Source organism: Chitinophaga sp. 05T412, from assembly GCF_056396465.1.
The window spans coordinates 58,624-80,365 of the sequence record NZ_JBFTLN010000010.1 but is presented as its reverse complement, the minus strand read 5'-3'; the positions used below and the strand labels follow the sequence as shown (position 1 = coordinate 80,365).

The 21,742-nt window shown below is 47.3% G+C and carries 18 protein-coding genes; 12 read left to right on the top strand and 6 right to left on the bottom strand.

Annotated elements, in window-relative coordinates; all coding sequences use genetic code 11:
- Window positions 1-66: 66 nt before the first annotated feature.
- The 3 genes from AC1DFM_RS21925 to AC1DFM_RS21915 all read right to left on the bottom strand — a co-directional run bounded on the left by AC1DFM_RS21925 (window position 67) and on the right by AC1DFM_RS21915 (window position 6,983).
- Complete coding sequence (locus AC1DFM_RS21925) at window positions 67-3,444, bottom strand: M43 family zinc metalloprotease (RefSeq protein ID WP_477078898.1); 3,378 nt, start codon at window positions 3,442-3,444, stop codon at window positions 67-69.
- Between the two features lie 515 nt (window positions 3,445-3,959).
- Window positions 3,960-6,344 (bottom strand): ABC transporter permease, encoded by a 2,385-nt coding sequence (locus AC1DFM_RS21920; protein ID WP_477078897.1) that lies wholly within the window; start codon window positions 6,342-6,344, stop codon window positions 3,960-3,962.
- A 171-nt stretch (window positions 6,345-6,515) separates the two neighbouring features.
- The gene (locus AC1DFM_RS21915; RefSeq protein WP_477078896.1) at window positions 6,516-6,983 is read right to left on the bottom strand and encodes a VOC family protein; all 468 of its coding nucleotides are present in this window, start codon (window positions 6,981-6,983) and stop codon (window positions 6,516-6,518) included.
- A gap of 133 nt (window positions 6,984-7,116) precedes the next feature.
- On the opposite strand from AC1DFM_RS21915, the gene AC1DFM_RS21910 reads away from it, so the two are divergent.
- From AC1DFM_RS21910 to AC1DFM_RS21865, 10 genes are all read left to right on the top strand, one after another.
- Window positions 7,117-8,328, top strand: a complete 1,212-nt coding sequence (locus tag AC1DFM_RS21910) for a S41 family peptidase (RefSeq protein WP_477078895.1) — start codon at window positions 7,117-7,119, stop codon at window positions 8,326-8,328.
- Between the two features lie 75 nt (window positions 8,329-8,403).
- Entirely contained in the window at window positions 8,404-8,802 is a 399-nt protein-coding gene (locus AC1DFM_RS21905) for an HYC_CC_PP family protein (protein ID WP_477078894.1), read from the top strand.
- Window positions 8,803-8,979: 177 nt separating this feature from the next.
- Window positions 8,980-10,275 (top strand): efflux RND transporter permease subunit, encoded by a 1,296-nt coding sequence (locus AC1DFM_RS21900; RefSeq protein ID WP_477078893.1) that lies wholly within the window; start codon window positions 8,980-8,982, stop codon window positions 10,273-10,275.
- On the top strand, window positions 10,272-12,206 hold the full coding sequence (locus AC1DFM_RS21895; RefSeq protein WP_477078892.1) for an efflux RND transporter permease subunit: 1,935 nt from the start codon (window positions 10,272-10,274) through the stop codon (window positions 12,204-12,206). The genes AC1DFM_RS21900 and AC1DFM_RS21895 overlap by 4 nt, the downstream gene beginning before the upstream one ends.
- Window positions 12,190-13,443: a TolC family protein gene (locus tag AC1DFM_RS21890; RefSeq protein WP_477078891.1), complete on the top strand. Its 1,254-nt coding sequence runs from the start codon at window positions 12,190-12,192 to the stop codon at window positions 13,441-13,443. Before AC1DFM_RS21895 ends, AC1DFM_RS21890 begins: the two co-directional genes overlap by 17 nt.
- Window positions 13,421-14,626, top strand: a complete 1,206-nt coding sequence (locus AC1DFM_RS21885) for a hypothetical protein (protein ID WP_477078890.1) — start codon at window positions 13,421-13,423, stop codon at window positions 14,624-14,626. Before AC1DFM_RS21890 ends, AC1DFM_RS21885 begins: the two co-directional genes overlap by 23 nt.
- Window positions 14,627-14,630: 4 nt before the next feature.
- Window positions 14,631-15,839: an efflux RND transporter periplasmic adaptor subunit gene (locus AC1DFM_RS21880; protein WP_477078889.1), complete on the top strand. Its 1,209-nt coding sequence runs from the start codon at window positions 14,631-14,633 to the stop codon at window positions 15,837-15,839.
- Between the two features lie 32 nt (window positions 15,840-15,871).
- A complete protein-coding gene (locus AC1DFM_RS21875; protein ID WP_477078888.1) occupies window positions 15,872-16,420 on the top strand; it encodes a DUF3347 domain-containing protein in 549 nt (182 codons plus the stop codon).
- A gap of 30 nt (window positions 16,421-16,450) precedes the next feature.
- Window positions 16,451-17,083, top strand: a complete 633-nt coding sequence (locus AC1DFM_RS21870; RefSeq protein WP_477078887.1) for a DUF3347 domain-containing protein — start codon at window positions 16,451-16,453, stop codon at window positions 17,081-17,083.
- A gap of 77 nt (window positions 17,084-17,160) precedes the next feature.
- Window positions 17,161-17,613 carry a heme-binding domain-containing protein gene (locus tag AC1DFM_RS21865; RefSeq protein WP_477078886.1) on the top strand — a complete coding sequence of 151 codons (453 nt, stop codon included), beginning with the start codon at window positions 17,161-17,163 and terminating at the stop codon, window positions 17,611-17,613.
- 1 nt (window position 17,614) lies between these two features.
- Here AC1DFM_RS21865 and AC1DFM_RS21860 read toward each other — a convergent pair whose 3' ends face one another.
- Both AC1DFM_RS21860 and AC1DFM_RS21855 read right to left on the bottom strand, forming a co-directional pair.
- Window positions 17,615-18,724, bottom strand: a complete 1,110-nt coding sequence (locus AC1DFM_RS21860) for an agmatine deiminase family protein (protein WP_477078885.1) — start codon at window positions 18,722-18,724, stop codon at window positions 17,615-17,617.
- A gap of 91 nt (window positions 18,725-18,815) precedes the next feature.
- Window positions 18,816-19,649, bottom strand: coding sequence for an AraC family transcriptional regulator (locus AC1DFM_RS21855; protein ID WP_477078884.1), 834 nt, complete (start codon window positions 19,647-19,649; stop codon window positions 18,816-18,818).
- 76 nt (window positions 19,650-19,725) lie between these two features.
- Here AC1DFM_RS21855 and AC1DFM_RS21850 point away from each other — a divergent pair, with 76 nt between their 5' ends.
- Complete coding sequence (locus AC1DFM_RS21850) at window positions 19,726-20,187, top strand: c-type cytochrome (RefSeq protein WP_477078883.1); 462 nt, start codon at window positions 19,726-19,728, stop codon at window positions 20,185-20,187.
- A 33-nt stretch (window positions 20,188-20,220) separates the two neighbouring features.
- Window positions 20,221-21,072, top strand: a complete 852-nt coding sequence (locus AC1DFM_RS21845; RefSeq protein WP_477078882.1) for a helix-turn-helix domain-containing protein — start codon at window positions 20,221-20,223, stop codon at window positions 21,070-21,072.
- On the opposite strand, the gene AC1DFM_RS21840 is transcribed toward AC1DFM_RS21845, so the two are convergent.
- Window positions 21,027-21,476: a putative quinol monooxygenase gene (locus AC1DFM_RS21840; protein WP_477078881.1), complete on the bottom strand. Its 450-nt coding sequence runs from the start codon at window positions 21,474-21,476 to the stop codon at window positions 21,027-21,029. The two genes, AC1DFM_RS21845 and AC1DFM_RS21840, sit on opposite strands and share 46 nt — an antisense overlap.
- Window positions 21,477-21,742 lie beyond the last annotated feature (266 nt).

The following is a 21,742-nucleotide window of genomic DNA, read 5'->3' as shown; positions in this document are numbered from 1 at the left end:
ATACTCGCGTTTATCAATCGCTAAAATAGCTTTTTGCTTTCTGCTTTCAGCTTTCTGCTATCACAATTACTGCTTCACCGCTTTAGTAGTATGACGCAGCCCGTTGTGGTATATCTCAATGATGTATACACCCGCTGGTAAGGTCGACAAACTATTCAACTGCAATATATTGTCACCCTTCACTACATTTCCTTTCTCTTCTTTTATCATATATCCGTTGAAGTTATACATGCGTATCAACACTGGTGTAGTTACCACAGACTGGTAATTGACATTGATATGATCCGTAAATGGACTGGTGGCACTGAACCGCGGAGTAGCCGGGAGTTTTTTCTCCATCAGCGCCATGCCGCCGGTGACCTTAATAGTGTAATCTTCCACCTCTCCCTGATAACCATCAACACCGCAAGGTTTTACATCGCTGCCATATCCCATTCTCACCCGCATCAACGTAGCGCCGCTTTTAGCGTTGGCCGGTACTGTGATGGTTTGGGAGAATGGACCGCTGCCACGTTTCACGTATACTTTTTCGGTGGTATCATTGAGTTGTTTATCGCCGTTCCAATCGATCCATGCGGCCACTGAAATATCAGGCCAGTATTCCACGTTCAGATTTATCTGCAACTGGTAGCTGCCGCCTGCGGCTACGGTAGCCGATTGGGCGGTAAAGTCCTTGTACCCGTCCCATCCGGAACTGTTGTCCAGGTTGGCAAAGCGTACCCGCGTAATGGTGTTATAATTCAGTGCGGTGCTGGCGGTGCAATAATCGCTGACATGCACGCTGGAATCTGTTGACGGTGCTGAGGACATTTGTCCTGCTTTGATGCTGCCGCCTGGCAACGTATTATATGCATAGTCCATCAGCGTATAGCTGGTACCGTTAGCATTTACTTTAAACCTGAACCAGCCATAGAATGTTTCGCCACCTGTGGTAAAGTTAAACCCGGCATAGCCTGTTTGTCCTTTCCAGGCGCTATAGGTAGCAGTAGTCAGGTTATGMTCATCCGGGTAGGCGCCACCAGCCACAAAATGGGAGGTGTCGCTAATCACTGTATTGGCAGGTAACAGTGCAATGTTTTTGGTAGTTCCTACGCACACCATTGGTTTGCTATAGGTTTCAAACCGTAATCTGCCGCTGTCTGCCCACAGACCGTAGGCCGCATCCGAAATATTATCTACCAGGAAATAATACCAGTTGTTAGTAGTATTGATGGTATACACCGTATCATTCACGTCTACGTACTTAATTTTATACGGATCACGGAAGTTGATCTGTAATTGTTTCTGGCTGCTATCGGCGGCCTGCTGGGTGCTGAAAGCTGCCGGCAGTATATTAATGCTCACCGCGCCACTGTTGGCGGCGGCGTTGGCACTGGCATTACCAATGAACTTCAGACTGGCTGTAGTGCTGTTCAGTGCTTTCAGTTGTACGCTCAATCCTGCCGGCACGTTACTCACCGTATAGTGTACATTATTGGTAAAGTTGCCGGAGCTGATGGCAAAGGTATTACCCAGTATGCTTACTTCGGCGGTGTCGGCAATACTACCGTTGTTGGCCAATGCTTCCCTGAACTGGGTTTTAGACCAGGACAAAGTACGACTACCTGCATCACCGGCGCGGATACCTGTGTTGGGCGCCTGGTTCCAGGCGTAGTCTTTGATAACGTAGCTGCTGCCATCGGCGGCAACGCTGATCCGTATCCATCCGTACCGCGCCTTGCCATTCAAGGTGAATTTAACGCCAATATAGGCTGACTTACCGCCCCATTTGGCATAGGTGGTGCTGTAGATATTATGTTCATTCGGATAGGCGCCTCCTGCCACAAAAGAAGAGGTATCTGCAATCATGGTATTCGCAGGCACCGGCGAAATATTCAGCGACGTACCTTCACACACCACCGATTTCTGATAGGCCTCGAGGCGGAGTTTGCCGCCATCGAACCAGCCACCGAAGTCCGCATCTCCCGTATTAAAACTAAAAAAGGTCCAGTTGCTGGTACTATTCACCAGAATATCAGGGATATCATTATACACGATTTTATAAGGGTCCAGGAAATGAATACCCAGGTTAACATACGGGCGATACAGCGTAGCAGCGCCACCCTGGATGGCTGCATTCAGGAAGGTAATTTTAATGCTGTCCGTGCTATTGCTGACATTATGCTGGGTAGCTTGTCCGCTGAAAGATAATAGTGCCGTGGTATTGTTAATGACCTGAATAGCCACTGATAAACCGGCAGGCACATTTTGCACTGTAAAATGAGTGCCCTGGGTCATACTGCCGCTGCTGAAAGCAAATTGACCGCTGCCCATCATTTTTAGTGTATCCGTTAACGGTACTGACCCGTTGTTCACATCACTTTCATTGAACAGGGTGAAACCCGGCACTATTCTTTTAGTGGAATCCGGCAACAAGGTAGCTGCCAGATTAGCCGCCGACCATAAGTTGCTGCGTTGTGCCACTGTACCGGTGAGCGCTGCCATCATCCGGTCGCTCTGACCAGTGGTAAACATTTTGGTACAGGAAGAATAATCCATGTAGTTCTCCACGTTGGCCACGGGACCGCAGGAGTTGGCATTCAGGTTACAGCCGCCGTAGTTCGACAAAGTAGGTGGTGTATCATCTACCTCATCCCCGGGGGCGCTACAGCCATTTTCAAAGGTATGCTGTAAGTTCAGGAAGTGACCTACTTCATGGGTGAGCACTCTTTTCATATAGGCGTATCCATTTTCGGAACTACCTACTCCCGGCGCACCGAGATAGCGCCAGTTGTATACTACACCATCCAGGTGGTTGGCCGCTACCCAGTCGTCTGGCAGGTAAGTCCAGCCGGAGTTATTATACACGCCTTTCTGTTCTACCTCACTCACAATCCAGATGTTCAGGTATTTTTCTCCGGGCCAGTAAGAAACGCTTTTGACGGCACTTCCGGTACCATCAGGAGAACGGCCGTCGAGGTCGTTGTAATGATAAGTAACGCCGGTAGTGGGATTCCCTTGCGGATCTATATCAGCCAGTCGAAACGTGATATGCAGATTGGCGGCCAGCCCGATGAAACGGGAATCGATCTGGCTGTAGTCCGGATTCAACAAGTTGTAGTCCTGGTTCAATATATCGATGGCGGAACGGATTTGCGCCATCGTTACCTTATAAGGATTCACGGCATCATTGACGTGAAACACAACGGGTATCGTGTATTGCGTAGGGGCCAGCGTTGCCAGCCGCGCACTGCGCATCTGCGCTACGATACTTTTAATTCTATTCTCTTGGGCACGGGCGGCCTGCAGAGAAGCGGGATGCTTTTTATACAGCTCCTGCATGGCCTTTGAAGAGGAACAGTGGTCAGGCAACGGGGCCGGGGCATTTCGTTGTTGTGAGATGGCTCCCCCGCTAATGGCAAGGCATAGCAATCCCACTATTATCTGTCGTGATAATGGTAACATATAAGAGGTTTAAAGTGTGGACATTAGAGTAACAGGCGATAGCAGCTGCTATCTGCAAAAATCAAAAACGTGAAACAGACCAACAGGCCTGCGATACGGGTTGTAAGGGAATAAGTCTACTTCATAAGATTATTATTTGAGTGATAAATCAGCTGGTAGAATTGGAGATATTTATTGACCTGCAGGGTTTAAAAATTCAATTCAGTTGATTCAATATTGTTTTGGTTGCTTTGGTTGAAATACAGGAATGGCTTATACAAGCCCTCATAAACGGGATTGCTGACACACTTTGCTATTGCAATTGTCTCGACTCGATTTTGTATTACGAATGTAGTGGAATAACGGGTAGGGATATATGCTGAAATTGATCCTTTCTTTGCTAAAATTAACCAACATGATAAAAAGCTAAAAGCACAAAGCGTAAAGCAAAAAGCTATTGAAGCGATTGACAAAAGCGCGTTAATATCCGCCATGGTCAATCGTTTCAATAGCTTTCTAATTTAAGGTTCCTACTACTATTCCGACCGCAGTGATTTCACAGGATTCATCATCGCAGCCTTAATAGACTGATAGCTGACGGTCAGCAATGTAATGAGCAATGCGCCTACACCCGTGAGTATAATAATCCAGGCAGATATTTCTGTGCGGTAATCATAATTTTGCAGCCACTTATGCATGAAGTAGTAAGCGACTGGTATCGCCAATACGAGAGAAATAGATACCAGTATCACAAAATCTTTTGACATCAGTCCCCATAAATTGACTACGGATGCACCCAATACTTTGCGGACGCCAATTTCTTTTACCCGTTGCTCTGCCATAAAAGAAGCCATACCAAAGAGTCCCAGGCAGCTGATAAAAATGGCCAATACGGCGAAGAAACTGGATAGTTTAGCAACACGACGTTCCGCATCGAACTTTACGGCATAGTCATCATCTACGAAATCATAAAGGAAAGGAACCCCGGGATTATATTTTTTAAAGACGGCTTCTATCTGGGAAATTGCCGCCGGTACGCTCTTATTAGGACTGATTCTGGCATTAATGGTGAAGGCATCGTCAGTATCCATGGAGAAAACGGTGCGAAACACCGGGCTATATGGCGATCCCATGATCATATCTTTCACTACGCCTATAACATGGAATGGCTTATTGTCTACATTCACGATTTCTCCCACCGGGTTTTTAAAGCCCATAAACTTCACCGCGGCTTCATTGAGGATGATAGCCGAAGAATCGGTGGCAAAAGTTTTGGAAAAGTCGCGGCCCGCAATCACTTCCCATTCAATGGTTTTACCGTAATCAGGTGTAACCCGCACGGCGCCGAAATTCCCTTGTGTACCTGGCGCCATTCCTTTCCAGGTATAGCCATTATTAATAGCACGCAGATCCATGGTACCACCGGACGAACGGGCCATGTTCGCCACCACACCTGCATTCATCAATTCATCACGGATCACGTTGAAATTATTTTTTAATTTTTCTGTTGTAACCGGAATAGATAGGAGTCCTTCCCTATTATAGGCAACGGGCCTGTTTTGTGCATGTTTAATCTGCCGGAATACCACCAGCGTACCGATGATAAGAATAACGGATACGGTGAACTGTATCACCACCAAAGCTTTGCGGGGAATGGCAGCATAACGTCCGGCACGGAAAGTGCCTTTCAATACTTTGATTGGTTCGAAAGAGGAAAGGTATAATGCAGGATAACTACCGGCAATTAACCCGGTTAAGATCGTTACCCCGAAGCCCATCAGCCAGAATAAAGGACTGTATACCGGAATACTAACCTTCTTGCCTGCCACCGTATTAAATACCGGTAAAGCAAACTGCACCAGCAATAACGCCAGTACAAAACTGATCAGGGTTACCATCAGGGATTCGCTGAAAAACTGCATAATCAGCTGCCCCCGTACAGAACCAATCGCTTTCCTTATCCCTACTTCCTTTGCTCTTTTTTCAGAACGGGCGGTGCTCAGGTTCATGAAATTAATGCAAGCCAACAGCAACACGAAGATGCCGATAATGGAAAACAGCCATACAAACTGAATCCCCCCACCAACATTCTTCCCATTTTTCCAGTCGGAATACAAATGCCATTTGCTCATAGGATGCAGAAATACTTCGGGCTTAAAGGCGGCGTCTTCCGCCCGCACCTTACGAAGCTTTACATCTTTTATTTTAGCAGATACCTTTTCCAGGTCTGCATTATCTGCCAGCTGTGCATACGTTTGAGTAAAATTGGATCTCCAGGGATTCTCCATTTGCCTGATCCAGGATTCACTACTCAGATATAGCTCCCAGGGCGACATGAATCCCAGGTCCCTGAAATTGGAGTTATAAGGCAGATCTTCATATACACCCGTTACTTTCACATCCAGCCGGTTATCTATTTTCACCAACTGATCGATTGGGTCCACTGTGCCAAACAAAGCTTTCGCTGTACTGGCGGACAATAGAATGGAAGCCGGATCTTTTAAGCCGGCACGGGTACCTTTCAGCATTTTAAGTGTCAACATTTCCGGGAAGTCCGGTTCGAAAAAATTGCCAGTGCTGGAAACAGCGTCGTTATTATGGCCCAGGACATGCTTATCAGTCCAGGACGACATCACCACATATTTAAAATCACTGCCGTACTTATCCCGTATTTCATCTCCCAGCAAATAAGGATTGGCGGTTTGCGAACCCACCACTCCATTAAAAGTCTGGTGCTGCATTACCTGCACAATACGGTCATAATTTGCATGATTCTTATTGTAGGTCAGTTCATCGTACAGCCATAACCCAATCAATAAAGCTACTGCCATACCGGTAGATAACCCTACGATATTKATTATAGAGAAGGTCCTGTTTTTCAGGAGATTCCTCCAGGCCACCTTAGTATTACTCTTTAACATGAATTGGCAATTTTGGGAAGGACGACAAAAACGCTGCCATAGGCGCAACTCCCACAGTATAATGGCTTTACACATTTCATCCGCCCCCCGGACGTCCGGATATGAACACCGGACGTTTGAAAATGAACGGGGCGGTACAGCGAGGGCACAACAACTTATCTACTTTTGCACTTAATCTTTCGGCTCCCACAACTCAATTTTATTCCCCTCTACATCCAGGATATGCACAAACTTGCCATACTCCGAATCATCTATCTTATCTAAAATCGTTACTCCTTCTTTTTTTAATTCTTCTACCAGCTCCACCAGATTCTCTACCCGGTAATTAATCATAAACTCCTTTTCAAAGTATTTGGACTTGTCCGGAAAAGCGCTCCACAAGGTGTACCCCTGTTTGGTACTATCCGCTTCCTGCCGCCATCCGAATTTTGTGCCATAGGGGTCAGCGCCAAAGCCCAGATGTGTGTTATACCATTGCTTCATTTTTTCAGGGTCTTTACATTTGAAGAAAATGCCCCCGATACCGGTTACCCGTTTCATGTGAATTTGTTTAGTGGTGTGATTAAAAAAGGAATTGACGGCGAAGCCGGCGGTGAATGACAGGACCAATGCCAGGATACATAAAGTGGTTCTTTTCATTCTTGATTAATTTTAATATTAATAGCAACTTTTCATGTATCATCTCCCTATATAATAAAAACAACAGACAATACATTTTAAAGTATAAAATTTGTGTACCTTAAGTCTAAGGTAAATCTCCAGAACAGTATTCATGAAAAAAAACTTTTGCTTCATCGCCTTCCTGTCTTTTGTAATTACGAAAGATGCCATTGCACAGCAGCTCACAAAAGACGCACTGCGCCAGGATCTGATGTACTACAAAGATACCCTGCCCGCGAAACATGTTAAACTCTATAGCAAAATCACCAAGGCGCAATTTGATAACAGCATAGCGAGGATAGCGTCCCAACTGGATACGCTGAGTGAAGAAGGCTTCATGATTGAGCTCTTCAAACTAAACGCCGCTATCGGAGATGAACATACCAGGATAGAACCCAGGTTCAAGCTGTCCTTACCTATTAAATTTGAAATATTTGACGAAGGCATCTTTGTTACCGGTATCCTTCCACAAGACTCCGGTTATCTCGCCTGCAAACTGGTGGCCATTAATGGCTGGTCAGTAGAGGCCATGAACCGGAAATTTAAAGAAGTCATCAAAACCGATAACAAATCCTACTTCGAAATTTACCGGCAAAAGTTCCTGAACAATCCGGCATTCCTGAAAGGACTGGGCATCCTTACGTCGGATCAAAGCGGCACCTTTACTTTACAAAACGCCAGGCAGGAAACATTCAATATAACACTAACCTCCGTTCCTAAAGGTAGCACAAAATTAGCCACCTGCAGCCAATATCAAACCTTGTTACCCTACAAAAAAGGGAATAAAAAATACTGGTATGAATATGATACCATGGCTAAAACGCTCTACTTCAACTATGTCACCTGCGCAGAAGATCAACAGGAACCCTTTGAGGCCTTCAATACACAGCTATTTGCTACCATTAACAGCGTTCATCCTGATAAAATCATCGTAGACCTGCGCTTTAATGACGGCGGTAACTCCGGCGTATTGTATCCTTTCCTCGACAGCATTCAGCATAGCTACCTGAATAAAAAAGGGCATTTGTTTGTACTGATTGGAAAACTCACGTTCTCCTCCGCCGTGATGAATGCCGTATTCTTCAAACGGAATACCCACGCCATTTTAGCCGGACAAATGACCAGTGGTAATATCAATTGCTTTGGAGAAAACCGGGGATTCCGGCTACCCAATACCCAAATGATCATTGGCTATTCCACCAGATACTGGGAAGTCTGGAAAGGTAAGAAAGGCGCGCTGCAACCGGACCACCCCATCACCTATCATGCTAAAAACTTTATCAATAACCGGGATGAAGCCCTGGAATATGTGTACCAATATTAGCCGGGCAGAAATAATATAACATCTTCCCCAAATTATATAACACTTAATCCGGTAATTGATGTTTCCTTTGTTCATATGAAAAAGCTCCTCGCGCTCCTATTAGCTGTTTTATACATGGGCACCTCTACCGGCGCCACTTTCCACATGCACTATTGCATGGGAAAGCTGATAGATGCAGGGCTGAGAGGTAGCGAGGTAAAAAAATGCCCGCAATGCACGAAGCCCGCATTGAACAAATGCAACAAAAAATGCTGCAAAGATGAGCACAAAACGGTGAAGCTGGAGAAAGATCAAAAGCTGGTCGAAAATACGGTGCATGCCATGCAACTGGCAGTCACCATTACGCCAATATCCTTTATGGAAGCGGCGCCCGCATACAGCTTTTCCCTGGCCACCCTGCATCCGGTTACCCATGCGCCGCCACGAAGCAGCAAAGTACCTATGCACGTATTGAATTGCACCTATCGTATCTGAGCACCCTCCCCCGGTGTATATATTCCCTATCATGCCGTAGCCTTCTTACGCCGGTAACTCCTGCTACATTCCTTTAGAAAAATATAGATCATGACGCTGTGCCCATAGCACGATGGCCCTTGTCATGCCGCTACCTAAAAGTTACTGCCTATTCCGGCACCTGAGAAAAGAACAGTTATGGTACATCGTATTATTGAATGGTCATTGCGCAACCGGTTTATTGTACTGGTAATGGCCACCGCTTTATTCGCCTGGGGCGTGTTTGCGGTAAAAAAGAATCCCATCGACGCGATCCCCGATTTATCGGAAAATCAGGTCATCGTATTCACCGAATGGATGGGACGCGGTCCCCAGCTCATCGAAGACCAGATTACCTATCCCCTCGTCACCAATTTACAGGGATTGCCCAAAATCAAATATGTACGCGGCAGTTCCATGTTTGGGATGAGCTTCATTTATATCATCTTCAACGACAACGTAGATATTTACTGGGCCAGAGAACGGGTATTGGAAAGATTAAGTACCATCTCCCGCACCCTGCCCACCGGCGTTACGCCGCAACTGGGGCCTGACGGCACCGGTGTGGGACATGTACTCTGGTATACCCTGGACGCACCCGGCATGGACCTGGGAGAACAACGCGCCCTGCAGGACTGGTACGTAAAATTTGCCCTTCAAAATGTAGAAGGCGTCAGCGAAATAGCGTCCTTCGGCGGCTTCCAGAAGCAATACCAGATCACGGTAGATCCCAACAAACTCCTCTACTACCGGCTATCTGTAGCGGAAGTGATCAATGCCATACGCGCCAACAACAACGAATCCGGCGGACGCAAATTTGAACTGAGCGACATTGGTTATATCATCAAAACCTCCGGATACCTGAAGTCTATCGCCGAAATAGAAAACATTCCCGTAAAAACGCAGAATAGTATTCCCATCCGCGTAGCTGATGTAGCCGCCGTGCAAATGACCGGAGAAACCCGCCTGGGCATATTTGATCAGAACGGAGAAGGAGAACGTGTAGGCGGCATCGTAGTGATGCGATATGGAGAAAACGCCGCCGCTGTGATCGACAAAGTAAAAGCGAAGATGCAGGAAGTAGCCAAAGGCTTTCCACAGGGCGTGAAATTCGATATCGTGTACGACCGGGGCGAATTAATCCGCGAATCAGTAGACTCCATCAAACATACGCTGATGGAAGAAATGATAGTGGTATCCGTAGTCGTTATCATTTTCCTCTTCCACTGGCGCAGCGCGCTCAGCATCATTATACAGATTCCTATTACGCTGGCTGCCAGCTTCATCCTGCTGAATGCCTTTGGCATCTCCTCCAATATTATGTCGCTCACCGGCATTGCGCTGGCCATCGGGGTAATTGTAGACAATGGTATCATCATGAGTGAAAATGCCTACAAACACCTGTCGGAACGATATGCTAAATGGGAAGAACAGCAAAAAAATAACCAGATATGAATTGGCTGAAAAATATTTTTAAGAAATCACCTGACTGGATCACGGAAGAAGAAAGGCTAAAAATAATCGAACAATCCAGCAAACAGGTATCCCGTGGCGTGTTCTTCGCTACCATTATTATCATTACTTCGTTTCTGCCGGTGTTTATGCTCACCGGGCAGGAAGGCAAGCTATTTCACCCACTCGCCTATACGAAAACGTTCATTATGATCATGGATGCTTTCCTGGTGATTACGCTGGCGCCTGTACTGATCTCTTTCTTTATGAAGGGCAAGTTCAGACCCGATCACGCCAACCCTGTAAACCGGGTATTGGAAAGGATTTATGAGCCTGTCATCAAAGGTGTGCTGAAATGGCGTAAAACCACCATTGCCATCAACGTCATTGCGCTGGTGATCACCATTCCCCTGCTGAAAAGCCTGGGTAGTGAGTTTATGCCACCACTGGATGAGCAAAGCATCCTGTTCATGCCGGTGACGCTGCCGGATGTATCTAATGCAGAAGCAAAACGGATACTACAGGTACAGGACAAAATCATTAAATCGGTGCCGGAAGTAGATAAGGTACTGGGGAAAGCAGGACGCGCCAGCACGGCCACCGACAACTCCCCCATCAGCATGATTGAAACCATCATCATGCTGAAGCCCAAAGCCCAATGGCKGGAAGGGAAAACAAAAAAAGATATCATCAACGAACTGGATGCGAAGTTGCAGATTCCCGGCGTGGTGAATGGCTGGACACAGCCCATCATCAACCGTATCAACATGCTGGCTACGGGTATTCGTACAGACGTGGGCGTTAAAGTATACGGACAAAACCTGGATACCATTGCATCCGTATCTGAACGGGTGAGAAAGGAACTGGAAGGTACCCCGGGTATCGCAGACCTGTACGTAGAGCCGGTTACCGGTGGTAAATACCTGAACATTGATGTACGCCGGCAGGACCTTGCCCGCTACGGACTGAACGTAGATGATGTGAATCAAACCGTGGAAACCGCACTGGGCGGTGCGCCTATAGGTAACACCATTGAAGGCCGGCAACGCTTTTCTATCAGTGTACGCCTCGCACAGGATTATCGCAACAGTGTAGAGCATATTAAGCGTATCCCTATTATGTCTGCTGCTATGGGAGAAGTACCCCTGTCGTCTGTGGCTGATGTAAAATTTGAAGACGGTCCCCCTATGATCACTTCCGACAATGCCATGCTGCGTGGCGCTGTACTCTTCAACGTACGGGGCAGAGACCTCGGTGGCACGGTGAGTGAAGCCATCAGCAAAATGAGTCAGGCGAAAGGCATTTTACCGCAAGGCTACTACCTGGAATGGAGCGGTCAGTACGAAAACCTGATCCGTGGCCAGCAAACACTGATGTGGATTGCACCAGTAGTACTCGTAATCATTTTCTTCTCCCTGTATTTTGCTTTTCACTCCATCCGGGAAGCTTTCCTGAGCCTGATCACCGTGCCCTTTGCCCTCATCGGCGGTGCGTACATGATTTATTTCTGGGGCGTAAACCTTTCTGTTGCAGTGGCTGTAGGCTTCATCGCCTTGTTTGGTATTGCGGTGGAAACGGGTATTGTGATGATCATTTACCTGAATGATGCCATGCAACAGTTAGTGAAAGAGAAAGGAAATAGTGCGGAAACGCTGACCCCGGAAGACTTACGCAAGGCAGTTATATACGGCGCCGCCAAAAGGTTGCGGCCTAAACTGATGACTGTATGCGTATCGCTCTTTGGCCTGGTGCCGGTGTTATGGGCTACCGGCGTAGGTACAGATGTGATGAAGCCCATTGTATTACCCATGATTGGCGGCGTGTTAACGTCTTCCACGCATATTTTGCTGGTAACACCGCTGATTTTTTTAATGACGAAGGAATATGAATTACGCAAGCATGGAAAATTGGAAATTCATGAGGTACACCATTAAATACTTATCCCTGCTGCTATTGGCGCTGCCCTTCCGGGGAATGGCCCAGCAAATGCCGGTGCTGCCGTTGGACAGTATCCTGCAGCGGGTAGATCGCAACAACGTATTACTGCAATCCTACGCCCTGAAGGCGGAAGGTTATAAATACAGCGCAGATGCCGCCACCGCCTGGATGGCGCCTATGGTGGGCGTGGGCACCTTTATGACGCCCTATCCCGGACAAATGGTCATGGACGGCAGAGACAAAGGTAGCCTGATGCTGCAACTGGAACAGGACATTCCGAATCCGGCCAAACTCAGCGCCAAAAAGAAATATATCGCTTCGCAGGGCAATATAGAAAAAGCCACGCGTGACATTACGCTGAATGATCTGAAAGCACAGGCTAAGCGCCTTTACTTCAACTGGATCATTGCCAAACAACGTATTTCAGTGCTAAGGGAAAATGAAAAGATCATGGCCACCATGAAGAAAATTGAAGAAGTACGTTTTCCTTATAACCAGTCGCAGTTAAGTGGCGTATTCAAAGCCAACGCGAAGATCGAAGATAACCACAACATGATCCGCATGCAGGAAGGCAATATCGCCAAGGCAATGTCCTGGCTCAACAGCCTGATGAATGCGCCCGGCAACCAGGCATTCGATATCGATACCACTTACCAGCCACAATTTGAAATGGCGGCTTCTTATGATACCGCTGCTTTGGCTACTGTCAGAAAAGATGTCACTAAAATGAATGAGGGCATCCACTCCATGCAGCTGAACATAGAAAGTATGAAACGGGAGAAGAAGCCCGACTTCAGGCTTCGGTTTGATCACATGTATCCCCTGGACGCGGCCATGCCAAAGTCTTTCAGCGCCATGGGCATGATCAGCATCCCCATTGCACCCTGGTCTTCCAAAATGTATAAATCGGAAATAAAAGCCATGCAATACAATGTGCAGGCCATGGAAAAAGAAAAAGCCGCTATGCTGCAGGAAACGCAGGGCATGTTGTACGGCATGCAATACGAAATACAATCCATGGAAAAGCGCATTAAGGCCATGGAAGAAAAAATCATCCCTGCCCTGCATCAAACGCTGGACGCCAACTTCCTGAACTATCAGGAAAATAAACTGGCCCTTTCCAATGTGATAGATTCCTGGGAAGCGCTGACCATGATGCAGTCCAACGTACTGGATGAAAAATTGAAACTCTACGAAATGATAGTGGATTATGAGAAACAATTATATCGTTAAAATACTCGCAGGAAGCTTCCTCTTGCTGGGACTTGCCGCCTGCAACCGTAAAGCGGAACAGACTTCCCGTGCCGATGCACATCACGAACCGGCGATGGACAGCAGCGTGGCGAGTCTTACGCAACCCGTGAACGCCCAGGTGGTAGCCACTATTCCGGCTATCCGTCCTGAAAGTGGTACCCGCATCTATGCCTCCACGGTGAACGGTATTGTTACCTACGATACCCGCAATCAAACCAGTGTAGCCAGCAGAGTGGGCGGCCGTATAGAACGGCTGCTGATTAAATATAATTATCAGCCGGTGAGAAAAGGGCAACTGATCATGGAAATATATTCTCCGGATCTGGCAGCGGCACAACGGGAACTACTATACGTAGCCCGCAATGGAACGGAGATGCTAACCGCCGCCAAACAGCGTTTACAACTGCTGGGGATGCAGCCTGCGCAAATTGAACAGGTAATAAAGAGCGGAAATATTATCTACCGCGTACCAGTGTACAGTAACAGCGACGGCTACATCCTGGAAAAATCTGCCGCCGGACCAGCGCCAGCCGCCATGCCCGCAGCCGCTCCTGCCGGAGATGGCATGGGTGCCATGGGCGGCGGTGGTGGAGCGGCCGCGCCTACGCCCGCTCCTGCTGCCACCACCAATACACCGATACTACTGCGTGAAGGGCAGTATGTCAGCGCCGGCCAATCGCTTTTCACCATCTACCAGGCGCAAACACTGGTGGCGGAACTGGCCTTTCCTTCACCGCTGGCTGCCAGAATTAAAACAGGACAGAAAATATTGTTCTTTCCCAACAGCGATGAAAACGCCATGCAGTCCGGTACCATCAGCTTGATAGAACCCGTTTTCAAAGACGGCATCAACTTCACCCGCGCCCGCGTTTATCTGAAAGACCATGCACTACAGGTAGGTCAACTGCTGACAGCGAATATACCAGTGGTGTATACTTCCGGCTGGTGGCTACCTAAAAAAGCCGTGTGGCGACTAGGCAACAAGGCGGTGGTTTTCAGACAAACGAAAGGTGCCTATGTGCCAGTAGTCATTGAAACCGGCGTAACAACCGCAGATATGATACAGGTAACAACTAATATCAGCGACTGGCAAGTGGCATCGAATGCCTACTATCTGGTAGACAGTGAAAGCTTTATTAAAACCAACCCTTCAATACAATAGCGATATGGAAAGAACACATTTCTTAAAAACCGTTGCGTTGGTGTCGCTGGCACCCGCATTGTTCCTTGCCGCCTGTAAAGAAGCAGGGAAAAAAGATGCCGCCCACGCCAAACAGCAAACTTATACCTGCCCGATGCATCCACAGGTAGTGCAGGATAAACCCGGCACCTGCCCCATCTGCGGCATGGACCTGGTACCGTTTGATAAAAATAACAAAGATGCTTCGCTGACGCTGGGAGAAAACCAGGTAGCGCTGKCCAACATCACCACCATGGTAGTGGGCAGCGGCGCCTTATCCAACTTCAAACAGTTAAACGGCCGTCTCGCCACCGATCCGGAGAAAACCGCCGTGATCTCCAGCCGCGTTCCGGGACGTATAGAAATACTGTACGTAAAAGAAATTGGTGTGAAAGTAAATAAGGGACAGCCTTTATATAAAATTTATTCGGAGCAGCTGGCGTCCCTGCAACAGGAATATTTGCTGGCAGTGGCACAGGTGAAACAGTTTCCCGAAGATGCCCGGTTCCGGCAGATAGAGCAGGCAGCCCGTCAAAAGCTAACGTTGTATGATCAGCAGGATGCACAGATCAACCAGCTGGTGCAATCCGGGAAAGTAAATCCTTACGTGGTATATCCTGCCACTGTTAGCGGCGTAGTATCGGAGGTAAGCGTAACAGAAGGCCAGTACGTGGCGGAAGGTGGCGCCGTGATGCGCCTGGAAGGTTATCAGCAGCTTTGGGTAGAAGCGGATGTATATCCCGCGGAAGCCTCGGCCGTGCAGGTGGGACAATCCGTAAAGGTATTGGTGTCAGGCTGGGAGAACGAACCACAGATGATGACCATTCAGTTTATCAATCCTGCGTTGCAGACCGGTAGTCAGCTGATGCAGCTGCGCGGTACCATTCCCAATCCGGATAATCGCTGGCAGCCGGGCCAGCAAGCCAATATTTTATTACCGGTGAAAAGCAAAGGCGATGTCATGAGTTTACCTGTGGATGCCGTGATCCGCGATGGTAAAGGTGCGCATGTATGGATTGAAAAATCCCACGGAAAATTTGAGCCGCGCAAAATCAAAACCGGCATGGAAAATTTTGACGCCGTAGAAATTACAGACGGCCTGCAGGAAGGCGATACCGTTGTGGTGACCGGCGCTTACCTGTTGTATTCTGAGTACCTCCTAAAAAAAGGCGCCGACCCGATGGCAGGCATGTAAATATTTTTCTCATTTCAAAACCATCTACCACCATGAAGAAATTAGTAACAACAGTTGCATTACCCACCTTGGCGCTGGTACTGCTGGCCGCCTGTGGGGAAGTAGCGGATAAGAAGACAGCTGCTCCTGAAACTGCCGCCACCGCAGTTCCCACAGCTCCCCCCGCCACAACAGGCGTACAGTTGAAAGACGATCAACTAAATGCCTTATATCAACAGTACACGCTATTAACAACAGCTTTGGTAAAAGGCGATATAAAAGAAGCCCGGTTTGCCAGCAATGCGATAGAAGCCGGCGCAAAAGAAATGAAAAACGCCTCAGAGCTGGGCGCCAGCGCGGCTAAAATCACCGCTACCGCGGATCTTGAAATACAGCGCACTGCTTTTGCTTCGCTGAGCAACGACCTGCTGGCGTTGATCAAACAATCCGGACTACAAACCGGACAACTGTACGTCGACTTCTGTCCCATGGCCATGAACGACCAGGGCGCCGTATGGATCAGCACCAGCAAAACGATTCAGAATCCGTATTTCGGAGACAGTATGTTGACATGCGGAGCCGTAAAAGAAACCATTCAATAATTCCATCTTTCAAATATCAAACAAAAAAAAATGAAAAAAATCCTGATGGCCACTATGGCTATTGCCGCCGTTACCTTTGCCGCCTGCAACAACAGCCAGTCCTCCCATGAAGGCCACCACCACGACACTACCGCCGTTACCGGTGCCGCTGCCACTCCAGTAACAGCTGCTACCGATGAATCACTGACGGCGCTAACGCCTCAATTCACAAACGTAGATCCTGCCGTGGCCACCTCCCTGAAACTGGTAACCGACCATTATCTGCAGATTAAAAACGCTCTCGCCGGTGATAACTCCACTGAAGCAGCCAATGGCGGTAAAGCCATGGCCAGCGCCATGGAGCAGCTGAACAAAGCAGCATTAACACCTGAGCAACAACAGCTGTATAACCAAAATGAAGATGACCTGAAAGAACATGCGGAGCATATCGGTAAAAACGAAGGCAACGTAGAACATCAACGCGAACACTTTGCCCAGATGAGTGAAGATGTATTTTCGCTGGTAAAAGCCTTTGGTGGCGGACAATCGCTGTACCAGGACTACTGCCCTATGTACGACAATAACAAAGGCGCCTTGTGGTTAAGTGAAACCAAAGAAATCAAAAACCCTTATTTCGGCAGCAAAATGGCTACCTGTGGGTCCGTGAAAGCGATTATAAAATAACGATAACGCCTATATGTTTTCTGTAAACAGCTGTACATCTGTTTACAGAAAACATATAAACACTTTAAAATGGTTGTATGCGAAAACTCACTATGGCGTTGCTATTACCAGGGATTATTTTGGTGGCGGCTCAATTTATCCGGCCACCCAAAAATCAATCTGCCCATCCATCCCCTACCGCAATTAGTCAATATTATCCGATTCCTGCGGAAGTACAAAGCCTGTTACAAAACGCCTGCTACGACTGCCACAGCAACAACACCCGGTATCCGTGGTACACGAATATTCAGCCCATCGGTTGGTTGATGGCCCAACATGTCAGCGAGGGTAAAAAGGAATTAAACTTTGATGAGTATGGCACGTATTCCGCCAAACGGCAACGGAATAAATTAAAGCGAATGAAGGAGCAGGTAACAACGGGCAAAATGCCCCTCCAATCTTATACACTGATGCATGCAAATGCCCGGTTAAATGCAGATCAGCAACGGTTGTTAACCGGATGGATAGACAGTGTATTAACTATTCACTGAATTACCTCGGCTGCTGTTGCGTTACACAATGCACCATGCCTCCATTGGCAAACAGGTTCCGGCAATCAATGCCTACTACCTTCTTTCCGGGATACAGTTGCTGAATGATATTCAGCGCCACCGCATCATTGGGATCGCTATAAACGGGCACCAATACACTGTTATTGGCAATGTAATAGTTGATATAAGACGCTTTGCCGAGATTTTTACCATAAGTAGTCACCACCTCATTTTGTGTGAGCGGTACTTTTACAAATTGGTAAGGCTTTGACTCGCGGTTGGTAGCGGTGTACAATCTGCTGATATCTTCCTGCGGTACCTGCCAGTAATCCAGGTCATCATTGCTCATGGTGATGATGGTATTTGAATTGGCAAATCTGGCAAATCCATCAATATGCATATCCGTGATTTCCAGTCCGGCCACACCATCCAACCAAATGAATTTAGTGACACCGAGGTATTTGGTAAAAATAGCCTCTGCTTCCTGCTGCGTCATTCCCGGGTTACGGTTTTTATTTAAAACAGAGCTTTTGCATGCCATCAGCACTCCCCGCCCGTCAATTTCAACGCTGCCGCCTTCATTTACCATGACCTTGTTCAGATCTATCCGGGGTATTTGCTGCAACGCGGCGATCTTTGCAGGCACCACATCACAGTTACTATAGGCCGCTTTTCTTCCCCACGCATTAAATCCCCAGTCTTCTATAAACAGTTGCCCGTTCTTGTCTTTTACATAGATAGGACCGTTATCTCTTGCCCATACATCATCGGTGGGGCTAATGATAAAGTTCACATTTGCTAAAGGAACATTATCCTGTTCCAACAAACCGGTGATCCGTTCTTTTTCAAATTCGTCGTACGCAACGATATGTACCTTTTCTCCTTTTACCAGCTCTTTTGTCATGGCCACCCAGGTGGGGTCCAGACGGTTGCGGAAGGCTTTACCATATTGATATTCATGCGGCCATTGGAGCCAGGTACCTTCATGTGGGGAAGACTCTTCCGGCATGGTATATACAATCGCCGTATCGGGAGGCGCTGGTGTAGCCACCTCATCTTTTGCAGAGCAGGAGCCTAATAATGCAGGTAGAAGCAGGAGTAGATTTTCCATTTTTTGCATAATTTAAAAAGTATTGCTGTGTTGAATAATACAGCAAAACTRGGCCGGGCAACGGCGTCAATGTTGTCCGAAATTGACAATCTCATTTCAGGGGTAGTAATATACCGGTCAGCTGTTCTTCGATAGTATCTGTATTATCCGCATGTTTGATATACCTTTCTATCACCGGTGTATGTCCAAACTCCAGCTTTGATTCCAGCATCCAGCCTGCATATATATCCCTGTAAGTTTCTTCTATTGTATCATAAGCGCCTTTATGTATAAATTGCGCATAACGACCGCCCATTATCATCTTTGATGGCAATTCCGTTCGCAGGGCGGGCTGTGAAGCGCAGGCATCGTAGCGGCAATCCAGTGCCTCCTTTATTAGCGGTTCGTCTGCAATCACCCCGAAGTAATCAGTACCGGACCCGGGAAACTGATGTTGCAGAAAACGCTCCCATAGTAATTCTATCTCCCCGTTTTCATAAGATAAAGTAGCACTCTCATAATATACCTTTACCGGCGGGAAATAAATAATTTCAGGCGCTAATACTGTCCCGGATTCAAGGGGCACAATATCTGCCTCGCGGAATAATATCGTTTTACCAGATCGGGCTTCTTTGGGAGAACAATGAAAATGTTGTTTAAATGCTTTTGAAAAAGAGGCCAGATTGGCGAATCCCACATTTAATGCGATGGCGGTGATATTCTCTTTGGTATATAGCATCAGCTTATATGCATTCTCTACCCGCAACCTTTTCTGATAGGCGCCAATGGTTTCGCCGCAAGTATACCGGAAGATCCGTTGGATATTCCGGTAGGAATAATGAGACACCGCTTCCAGTTCTTTTACCGTAATAGCCTGATCATAGTGCTGTTCTATGAAATGGAGCACTCGGTACACGCAATTCAGATTCGGGCTATGTTCGTTCATTTGCCTGCTTTTAGCGATTACAAAGGTCCTGAAATAATGGGAGATAATTGTATCTTACTATTATATCTGTTACTTTATGCGTCCCTTCCTTTTTATCCTGTTAACATACCTTGGGGTCACCACCTTTAGCTCCTGCCATACTGCACCTCCTGCTCCGACAGCGGTTCCGGAAAGAAAAGACAGTATCCCTATCAAACTGGTAGTCGGCTTCAATAAGGGGAAAGCCTTGTTTCAGCAATACTGTAGTAGCTGTCACCGCATGCCGGTAAAACAGGGGCATGATAATGAGATGCTGGTGGGTATTTTTGACAGAATGCCGGCGCCATCCACGCAATATTTTATCCGGTACATCCAGGACAGCAGAGCGCTGGAAAAAGCGGGCGATGCCTATGCCCGGTTCCTTGCAGAAGAATGGAATTATACTGGCGCTCATCATTTCCGGGATAGTATGACCGTTGAGGCGATGAGAAACCTGATCGTGTATATTCGCATTGCTGGTGCCAGACAACCTACCGTCATGGCTGATATCCATCCGTAATGAATCAACAGAAATATGCTGTAATTTTAAACCATGGATGCCCTGTTTAAAAAAACATCTTACCTGCCACCACTTCCGCTTCGTCCTTATATCGATCGCTTCTGGACCGGCGAAGGCAATGCTGCCGCCTACGCAGCGCCTACCATGGCGGCTGGCACCGGAGCAGAGATGATATTCCAGCTTAAAGCGCCCATGACGCTTGTTACCAAAGAAAATACCGTATATACGCCCCCGTTACAGTCGATTTATTGTATTCGTCATCAGCCTTACCATGCCCGCATCAATCACGCACACTACTTTATGGCGGTGCGCTTTAAAGCGGGCGCCCTGCGGCATTTTTTTCCGACACCGGTGGCTGACAGCATTGAACAATTTCCCGATGTTTGCAAGTTGTATGGAGATGAAGGAAAAAAGTTGACGGAACGGTTGCAGGACAGCGCAAGCCTGTCGCAACAGCTGTCGCTTATCAGCGACTTCCTGCTCCTGTTACTACAGAAATATCACCGCCCGCATACCCTGGTAGACGAGGCGGTGAAGCAATTATATTACAACCTGGAGATACCGGACCTGGTGTCTTTCAGCGAACACCTGGGGAAAAGCTACCGGCAGTTTGAACGACTATTTACCAATAACGTGGGCACTACGCCGAAGTCGTTTCAGCAAACGGCGCGACTCAACAACACCCTGAAATATCTGTTGGCGCATCAGATCAAAGATTATCTGCCGGTGGCATTTGATTTTGGGTACTATGACCAATCACATTTTATCAGAGCCTGCAGGAGATTCTACGGTGCCCGGCCCGGAGTAATTCTATCTCCAGCAAAACTTGATCAACATTGCTATTTGGCGTCTTTTAGCGCATCTGGCTCCGACGATAAAAAGTAAACCTGCAGGTCCTTTGATTTCCACCCCTCCACTTTTTTTACAAACTCCGCCAGGTAAGGCTGCTGGAAGTGAAACTTCAGTCCTGCCACATCGCGGTAATGTTCAATCAGCGCAAACACGCCTGGTTGGCCCGGTTCCGGGTAATACGTGTAGTCCAGGCAACCGGGCTCTTTCCGGGTTTGTATGGCCAACTTTTCCAGCGCCTGCCGGAATTCAGCTACCGCTGCAGGCTGAATAAACAATTTTGCAATAACGAATTTCTCCATGGTGGTAAAGTTGGTTCGGGATGATGTTGTAAAACAGCTGTCTGCCGGCGTATACCGGTCTGCCATAGGAGTAGCTACAGCAGACAAGGCAGATATAATGCCTGCAAGCAGCCATAGTAATAGCTTTGCGCGATTCATAAGTAGTAGTTTTTTTTGATAACGCAAAACTAGGAAGGCCCATGAACGTAAAATTGTACAATTCTGCCATGTACAACACATCGTTATTACTATTAAAAAGTGCAGCAGGAGTGGCATTTCTGCACCGGGAAGGCCGAATATTTTTCAATAAGAGCCTGCTTTTTTAGTTTTTCCCAATTTTTTTCTGATTTTTTGAACAAAAACCKAATATTTTTAGTTTTCCTTAAAAATATTTTACCGTTTTGATTATTTTAATGACTTTTATA